Raw genomic sequence first — 7,328 nt, 5'->3', positions numbered from 1 at the left:
GCGCCTGAAGGCGGCCTTGATCGCAGCGTTTAGCTCTGCGCGCGTGTGGCAGGTTTCTCCGGCACCGCTCATAGCGCGGGCAACGGCAGTAAAGTCCGTGCCGGGAAACTCGACGCCCAGATTTGGCATCTGGTTTCCTCGTTGTTTCAATTCGATCAGGCCAAGCTGTTCATCGACAAAAACAACGATGGGCAGGCCCAATTTGTGATCGCGCGCGGTTGCGAGTTCACCCAAGAACATCTCGACCCCAGCGTCACCCACAAAGCCAATCACAGGGCGATCAGGCTCGGCCATTTTTCTCCCGATGGCCAAAGGAACTGCGCAGCCCATGGTGCAAAGGGCGGATGATTGCATCAACCCGTGTGGTTCGTCGCATTGCCAGATTTGGCTCAGAACGATCCTGTGTGCACCACTATCCGCCGCGGCGGCGGTGCCTACAGGGCAAGCCTTGCGGGCTTCATCCACGACCGCGGCAGGCCCCCAATCCTCATTGGTTTGAAAGGCGCCTCGCAACTCGGATTTTATGCCCGCGAGTTCATCCGCATCCCAGGGTGACCGACCGGCGCCGACGGAAAGGGCTGTGAGCGTCGCAGCAACGTCTCCGATAAAGTTCAGCCTGGCCTGATGCATATAGTGTGTGTTTACCTCGGCAGAGGTGTCGATCACCCGTTGATCTGGTGTGAAAGGATCGCACCAACCGACGCGCATTTCAATTGGATCATAGCCCGCAAGGATCACGCAGTCCGAGGACCGCACAATCGGCAGAAGGGAATTATCGGCCACAGGCGACAATCCCGCGCCACCCAAAGCCAGCGGATGCGCTTCATCCAATATCCCCTTGGCCTTGTAGGTCGTGATCAACGGAACGTTGTGATGACGGCAAAACGCCGCCACCGCTGCGCTGCCGTTCTGCGTCAGGACATCGACACCGGCCAGCATGACCGGGCGCTTGGCCTGTGTCAGCCAACCTTGTGCCTTTGCCAGATCATCGTTCGCCGGGATCATCGCGGATTGCGCGGTGCCACGGGGTTTTTGCCAAGCGCCCGAAACCTCGCGCTGCACATCAATGGGCACATCCAGTAGCACAGGTCCAGGACGGCCCGTGGTCGCGATGGTGATAGCCTTGTCGATCAGGATACCCGCAGTTCCCGGCTCGACCCGAAAGGCAGCCTTGGTGACAGGTTCCAGGAATTTGACATGATCAAACACCTGATGGGTATAGGTATGCGCCTCAACGGCGGGAACGCAGCCCGTCAGCACGATCATCGGCACGCGATCCTGCCAGGCATTGGCAATCGCATTGGCCGCGTTCGCAATACCTGGCCCGATGGTAGCAAAGAGCACCCCGGGCGCACCGTTCGCGTGCCATGTGCCCTCGGCCATGAACCCGCCCGAGTTCTCGTGCTTGACCAGCGCTATCTTAAGGCCTGTGCGATCCAGCGCATCCATCAATGCCAGCACCTCGCCACCGGGTATGCCAAAAGCATGGCGACAGCCTGCTTCATAGAGCCGTTCGGCAATGACGTCCGAGGCGGATTGGCCCGTCTTCATGTCTTCAAACATTTGTGCCTTTCGGAAGATATCCATCGCGTGTCTGCGGAGTTTTCATATTGAGCGCTTTTCCTGCCACCAAATTGCGCAGCATCTGTGCTGTGCCACCGCCAATGGTGAACATCCGCGCATCGCGCAGCATCCGCTCGACCGGTGAGTTGCGGGAGTATCCTCGCGCGCCGTGTAATTGCAGCGCGTCATTTGTGACTTTCACGGCCATTTCCGAGGTGAATACCTTGGCCTGCGCCGCCAGCATCGGATCAGGAAAGCCTGAACGGGTGGTGCTCGCGCTCGCCGCCGCGCGCCAAATCATCAGCCGGGCAGCGTCGATCTGCATCGACATGTCGGCAATCATCCATTGCAAGCCCTGAAACTCGGCAATCGGGCGACCGAATTGCTTGCGCGTTTTGACAAATGCTACAGCTTCCTCATAAGCGCCACGTGCAATCCCAAGCGCGACCGCCGCCGCCCCCACACGTTGGGCATTGTAGGCGTTCATCAGCCCGGCAAAGCCATGTTTCAGCCCTTCGGGTGGCGCAATCAACCGGTCCAGAGGCAGGCGCAGATTGTCCAGAATGACCTCGGTTTCCGGGATACCACGCAGGCCCAGCGTCGGTTCACGTGCGCCGATCGTCAGCCCGTCTTCACCCAGATAGCTTATGAAACCGCCGATGCCCTTGAACTCACCCCCCTCAATGACGCGGGCGAAGATCAAATACAGTTTCGAAACCCCTCCACCCGTGATCCAGTGTTTTTTCCCATTCAAGACCCAGGTATCACCGTCGCGCACCGCAGTGCTGGTCATGTCGGTCGCGGCACTTCCGACGTCGGGCTCTGTGATGCAGATGGCCGGTTTGTCACCGCCCAGCACATGCGCTGCAGCGCTTTTCTTTTGTTCGGGCGAGCCATAGGCGATGATCGCGCCAACGGCGCCCATATTGCCTTCGACGGCGATCCGCCCGGATACTCCGCATTTTGCGGAGATCTCTTCAACAACAAGGGCCACGTCAAGGTAACTGTGTCCAAGCCCGCCAAGCGATTTTGGCACGCTCATGCCCATCAACCCCGCTGCGGTCATCGCATCGACGACGTGGGTCGGATATTCCTCGGTGCGATCTGTTTCAGCTGCAAGCGGGCCGGATACGGTTTCGGCCACCCGCCGCGCCCTTTTTTGAATTTCGCGCTGCTGGTCGGATAGTTCGAAAGATGGGCTATTTGAGCATATTGCGTCGTGAAGCATGGTGCGCTCGCCTGGTTGATATGGCCAGCCTATCACCACCAATGAAACTTACGTTAGTTGCGTTTTCTTGTTTCTTGCGTGAGCTTTTCTCATGAAGATTGAAGCGCCTCGATAAACGTATCGATTACAATATCTGCCCGGCCATCCGAGTTTGTGAACGCGCCGATCTCTCGTGAAAATGGTGGATCTCCGAACGGAAGCGTCCGCAGGCGGCTGGAAAAGGGCCGCCGTCCTTTGCACAGCGGAACGATCGACACCCCAAGCCCTTCACTGACAAGGTTGGAGATTGCATCAAGTGAATCAATCTCCATCGCGCTTTTTACGTCAATGCCCTGCGCGCTCAGTTCTTCTTCGATACTCTGCCCCGCCCACGTCTTGCGGTTGAACCAGATAAACGGGTGGGCGCGCAGCAGGTCCTGCCATCTGTCGCCCTTGGCATGCGCGGGGGCCACGACGACGAACGGCTCAATCGCAATGCTGTGCCAGTCAAGACCGGGGATGGGGTTCACGGGTTTGGTGCATATCGCCACGTCCACCTGCCCATCTGCCAGCTTTTGCGCCAGCGCAGACGAACTGCCGTTCTTCACCTTGACCTGCAAGGCGGGATAGGTCGCCTGCAGAGACTTCAGGCCCACTGTCAGGAAGCTTGCCAATGCGGTCGGGACAGAGCCAATCGCCAATCTGGACCTGACAATCTCACCCCGCGCGACACGCGCCGATTCCTCAAAGAGGGTCAGGGTCTTTTTTGCATGCTCGGCCAGCGCGCGCCCCCGCGCAGTCGGCACCGGGGGCCGTTTGATTCGGTCAAACAACTGAACGCCCAGCTCATCTTCCATAGCTTTTATCTGAAGGCTGACAGCGGATGGCGACAGCCCAATGACGTCCCCGGCGGCGGCAAAGGATTTCTGTTCAATGACCGCAAGAAGTGTTTTGAGCTGGTTGATGTTCATGACAATGAAATTGACCACACCATCGAACTGAAAGCTAGATGCCCGGTGAGATCGGTCTTGCTTGCCACCTAATCCTGCCTCGGATCAAAAAACATAGCCCACTTAAGAGGAACTCCGGCAAAATGACAAAGTGCTTTGTAGGTTTGCGTAGCAGTTCTTCGCCGATGATCAATATCTCCAACCTGAGCAAGGTTCATCACCGTTCTTCATAGGATTAAGGTTTTTTGTCGAAGGCACACGACTTTCGTGCAACGTGCAGTATTGGTCGGAATGGGCTCATCGCGGACCTCGGAGGCAGCGCGGCATGCTGTGATAAAATTTTCCAGTCAACGTCGGGTTGTCGTTGTGGGCGGGCATGGCGGATCGGAGGATCAACCATGGAAACACCAAACTTACCTGCCATTCGTGCTCTTCGCCCAGCCTGGAACAAAGGACGCATCGTCGGCCAGAAGCGACCGCTGAAACCAAAACATGTCTGGGCAATCCGAGTTCGCCTCGAGCTTGCCGAAAACCATCGCGATCTTGCGCTCTTCAATATGGCAATCGACAGTAAGCTCCGCGGCTGTGATCTGGTGAAGATGAAGGTCGCCGATGTCATGTCATCGGGTCAGATCAAGGAACGGGCTTCGGTCCTTCAAAGCAAGACGCAGAAAGCCGTGCGCTTTGAGATTTCCGAAGGCACACGTGCCTCTGTTGAGAAGTGGATGGAAGATGAGCTGATGGTCGGTTCGGAATACCTTTGGCCCGGCCGATTTCATGAACGCCTGCACATCTCGACACGCCAATATGCACGGATTGTCCGCGATTGGGTCACGTCGATCGGCCTCGAAGCAAGCGCCTACGGAACCCATTCAATGAGGAGAACCAAGGTCACTCAGATCTACAAGAAGACCGGAAACCTGCGCGCTGTTCAGCTTCTGCTTGGCCATACTAAGATGGACAGTACAGTCCGGTATCTCGGCGTCGAACTCGAGGATGCCCTAGCAATCGCCGAAGCGATAGAGATCTAACGTTAACGGGCCGCTCTCGCGGGCGGCCCAATGCCGACATCCACCAGCAGGTCGCGATGCTGCGGTGTGGCCCGTCAGAGGAGACATTCGCCGCAACTGCAAACACCGAGCAAAGGTGTACTTCTGATACCTTTAAAGGTGGCATGCCGCTCAAGCGGATAAATGTTATCCGCCAATTGACTCAGCCAGATAATGTGGGGACGATCAAAGAAGTGTATTTTCCCGATCGGATATGAACGAATGTCCATTTTGCCGCTGCCCATCGAAGAACAAGTTGATGAAATAATCTCGGAGCTCGACCATATTTTCGAGCCAGATGAAGGTGCGAAGCTCGCGGCCACAGGCCGCCAGATATTGATTGTTCAAACATCGCAATTCTTCACCGCAGGACACGCAACAAGCGGCGTAGCTGGAAGTCAGGCATACATTCGGCTGTTAGGTTCGCCCTCACCTAGCTCCGAAGTGACAAATGGGTACATCCGGTTTGTCGGACCTCAGGAGATCCGGACGCCGACTTACACCTCAGAACGCAAGCAGATCAATATTTGGGTAAACAAAGACTATTTGCCGATGACTTTGGCTCAGATGCAGCATTCACAGCGTTACTTATGGGTTGGTTTTTTTGGTGCGCATTATTACGGCGACCTGCATTCTTCGCCATAAATCAATGCTGAGGGCATCCATTGAGTCGTAGGCACAGCGGTAGTTGTGTAAGGACGGCCCTATACTGCTGTCCATTACGTTCATGCGCTCTGCGGCGCGACATACTGCAATGCAGACATTAGCCCAGGCACTCTAAACTGTTTTCAAGTATTCGGCAGCAAAAAAATCCAAGGTGGGACATAGAGAAGAGATGGTTCGACTAACACTTGCCCAGCGAGCTACGAAGGTCCTCAATTCACAAACTCATTTCCAAATAGACGGTACACTAAATTGGTGTTCCGTCAGTCCGGGCAAATCGGATGGAATTTTTGTATAAATGTTCAAATGGATCATGTGCATTCAGCGCTTCACGGAAGAGTGTTGCCAAGCGACGACCGCGTCGACTTACGGCTTCCCCGCCATTGGCCTTCAAAAGTGCGTTCAACAACCGAGTTTGATCAAATTCGAAAACTGGAGGATTCTTTGCATCTTCGGGGATCTGATGTTGCGCCAAGTCTTCACGTTCAAGGATCGCGTGAACAGTGGTGTGCCGAAACATCATCTCGCTACCGCTAAGATCCTTGGCCCCCTCATACTCCTCGTCGGATATGATGGTTTCCCGCATCGACTGGATTGCGTGGATAGACAAGCGAAACCAGTTCACCATATCTCGCGCGGCAGACGCAGCAATTCCAGCATTCATCAACACCCCAAGAGCATTGATCGAGCCAAACAGATCGCAGAGCAACTCCTCATGAAGTCGACGGGCTGAAAATGAATCTATGTCATGGCCATCCCGCCTCATTTGCTCAGAAACTGCCAGGCGGCCCTCAGGAATGTCATTGGGCCCATAGAAATGCCCCACTTCATGCATCAAAACCATATGCTTAGCGGCCTGTCCCACAAGCTGTTCGATAGGGTGATCAAAGTCAAACGAACGGATAGCCTCCAACAGCTCCAGATTATCGGTCTCATGGTCGACAAGGTATTCCAGCAGCATTTGCCGACCGGCTTCGGTCTTTCCAGCGTACAGATACGCTTCTGAAAGGTATAGCTTTGCATTGCCCATCAATAGGTGATCCACGTCGAACTTACCGGGCGCTACCTGCTCAGCAAGCAACGGAAAGAAGAGATTGATTGCTACAGAAGCAAAAAACGTGTTGTCAGCGATAACAGCGTAACCGCCGCCTCGGAGGCCATAGGTGGATAGGTTCCGGTCGTATGTCGACATGATCCAAAGTTCATCCGAGATTCCCACATCATCCTCGACTTTATACCAGACACGCTGAACCGAATCCGGGAAAGCACTTTCTAAACGTGCAAAGATCGGTGCGTTAGGTGGGCTTGTCATCTTGGATCTGGGCCAACAGGTTCTCTGCAAGGGCTGCAATATCGTCGGCATTATCGATTTGGAACCGCTCGATCTCGATTGCTCTGTCTGAGCCGGCTTGGATCTTTAGTCGGCCGACCATCTGCTTGTCTTGGCGAAGTTTCAATATGTTCAAAAAGCCAGCCAACGGTCCGGCTGCCGCCTTTACATATGCCACGATATCTGAAGCACCGATCAAATGCGTCTCTTCATAAACCTCAAAATCGGAAAGCAGCTGCATTAACTCAGCCCGGTTCGATTTATTCTCAAGTGACATGCGGATTTGGAGATCGTAGCTCACTGGCGTATTCTTCTCATTTGTTTTGCGTTCGACAAAGGCTAGCCGTCCTTTACTATATAGGGGTGCAAGCTGTTCTGATAAGCCCTGCCAATTTTCAACAACGGCCCCGAGCCGACATCTGACAACGGGTCGACATGCTGCGACGCAACACGCTAAACTTGCCGTTCGCGGCATTTTCGCAATCAGGGGGCGACCGAACTCATAGTCTGCGGACATAGAGGGCATGCCCATCCTCAACATCAATGGCTGCCGTCAGTTTCTGAGC

The 7,328-nt window shown here is 55.0% G+C and carries 7 protein-coding genes; 2 read left to right on the top strand and 5 right to left on the bottom strand.

Annotated elements, in window-relative coordinates; translation table 11 throughout:
- From MPJ51_RS21015 to MPJ51_RS21005, 3 genes are all read right to left on the bottom strand, one after another.
- On the bottom strand, positions 1 to 1,563 hold a 1,563-nt coding region (locus tag MPJ51_RS21015), incomplete at its 3' end, for a thiamine pyrophosphate-binding protein (RefSeq protein WP_298390894.1).
- On the bottom strand, positions 1,556 to 2,791 hold the full coding sequence (acdA, locus tag MPJ51_RS21010) for a 3-sulfinopropanoyl-CoA desulfinase (RefSeq protein WP_298390892.1): 1,236 nt from the start codon (positions 2,789 to 2,791) through the stop codon (positions 1,556 to 1,558). The genes MPJ51_RS21015 and acdA, both read right to left, overlap by 8 nt.
- An 89-nt stretch (positions 2,792 to 2,880) precedes the next feature.
- Positions 2,881 to 3,741, bottom strand: coding sequence for a LysR family transcriptional regulator (locus MPJ51_RS21005; RefSeq protein ID WP_298390890.1), 861 nt, complete (start codon positions 3,739 to 3,741; stop codon positions 2,881 to 2,883).
- Positions 3,742 to 4,118: 377 nt separating this feature from the next.
- On the opposite strand from MPJ51_RS21005, the gene MPJ51_RS21000 reads away from it, so the two are divergent.
- Complete coding sequence (locus tag MPJ51_RS21000) at positions 4,119 to 4,751, top strand: tyrosine-type recombinase/integrase (protein ID WP_298390888.1); 633 nt, start codon at positions 4,119 to 4,121, stop codon at positions 4,749 to 4,751.
- Between the two features lie 240 nt (positions 4,752 to 4,991).
- Entirely contained in the window at positions 4,992 to 5,414 is a 423-nt protein-coding gene (locus MPJ51_RS20995; RefSeq protein ID WP_298390885.1) for a hypothetical protein, read from the top strand.
- A gap of 265 nt (positions 5,415 to 5,679) precedes the next feature.
- On the opposite strand, the gene MPJ51_RS20990 is transcribed toward MPJ51_RS20995, so the two are convergent.
- Both MPJ51_RS20990 and MPJ51_RS20985 read right to left on the bottom strand, forming a co-directional pair.
- A complete protein-coding gene (locus tag MPJ51_RS20990) occupies positions 5,680 to 6,744 on the bottom strand; it encodes a hypothetical protein (RefSeq protein ID WP_298390882.1) in 1,065 nt (354 codons plus the stop codon).
- Positions 6,728 to 7,063 carry a hypothetical protein gene (locus MPJ51_RS20985; RefSeq protein ID WP_298390880.1) on the bottom strand — a complete coding sequence of 112 codons (336 nt, stop codon included), beginning with the start codon at positions 7,061 to 7,063 and terminating at the stop codon, positions 6,728 to 6,730. Before MPJ51_RS20985 ends, MPJ51_RS20990 begins: the two co-directional genes overlap by 17 nt.
- Positions 7,064 to 7,328 lie beyond the last annotated feature (265 nt).

The organism is Ruegeria sp., assembly GCF_028066395.1.
Lineage (GTDB): Bacteria > Pseudomonadota > Alphaproteobacteria > Rhodobacterales > Rhodobacteraceae > Ruegeria.
Note: the sequence above shows the minus strand (reverse complement) of the source record. Positions and strands in the feature narration are given on the sequence as shown.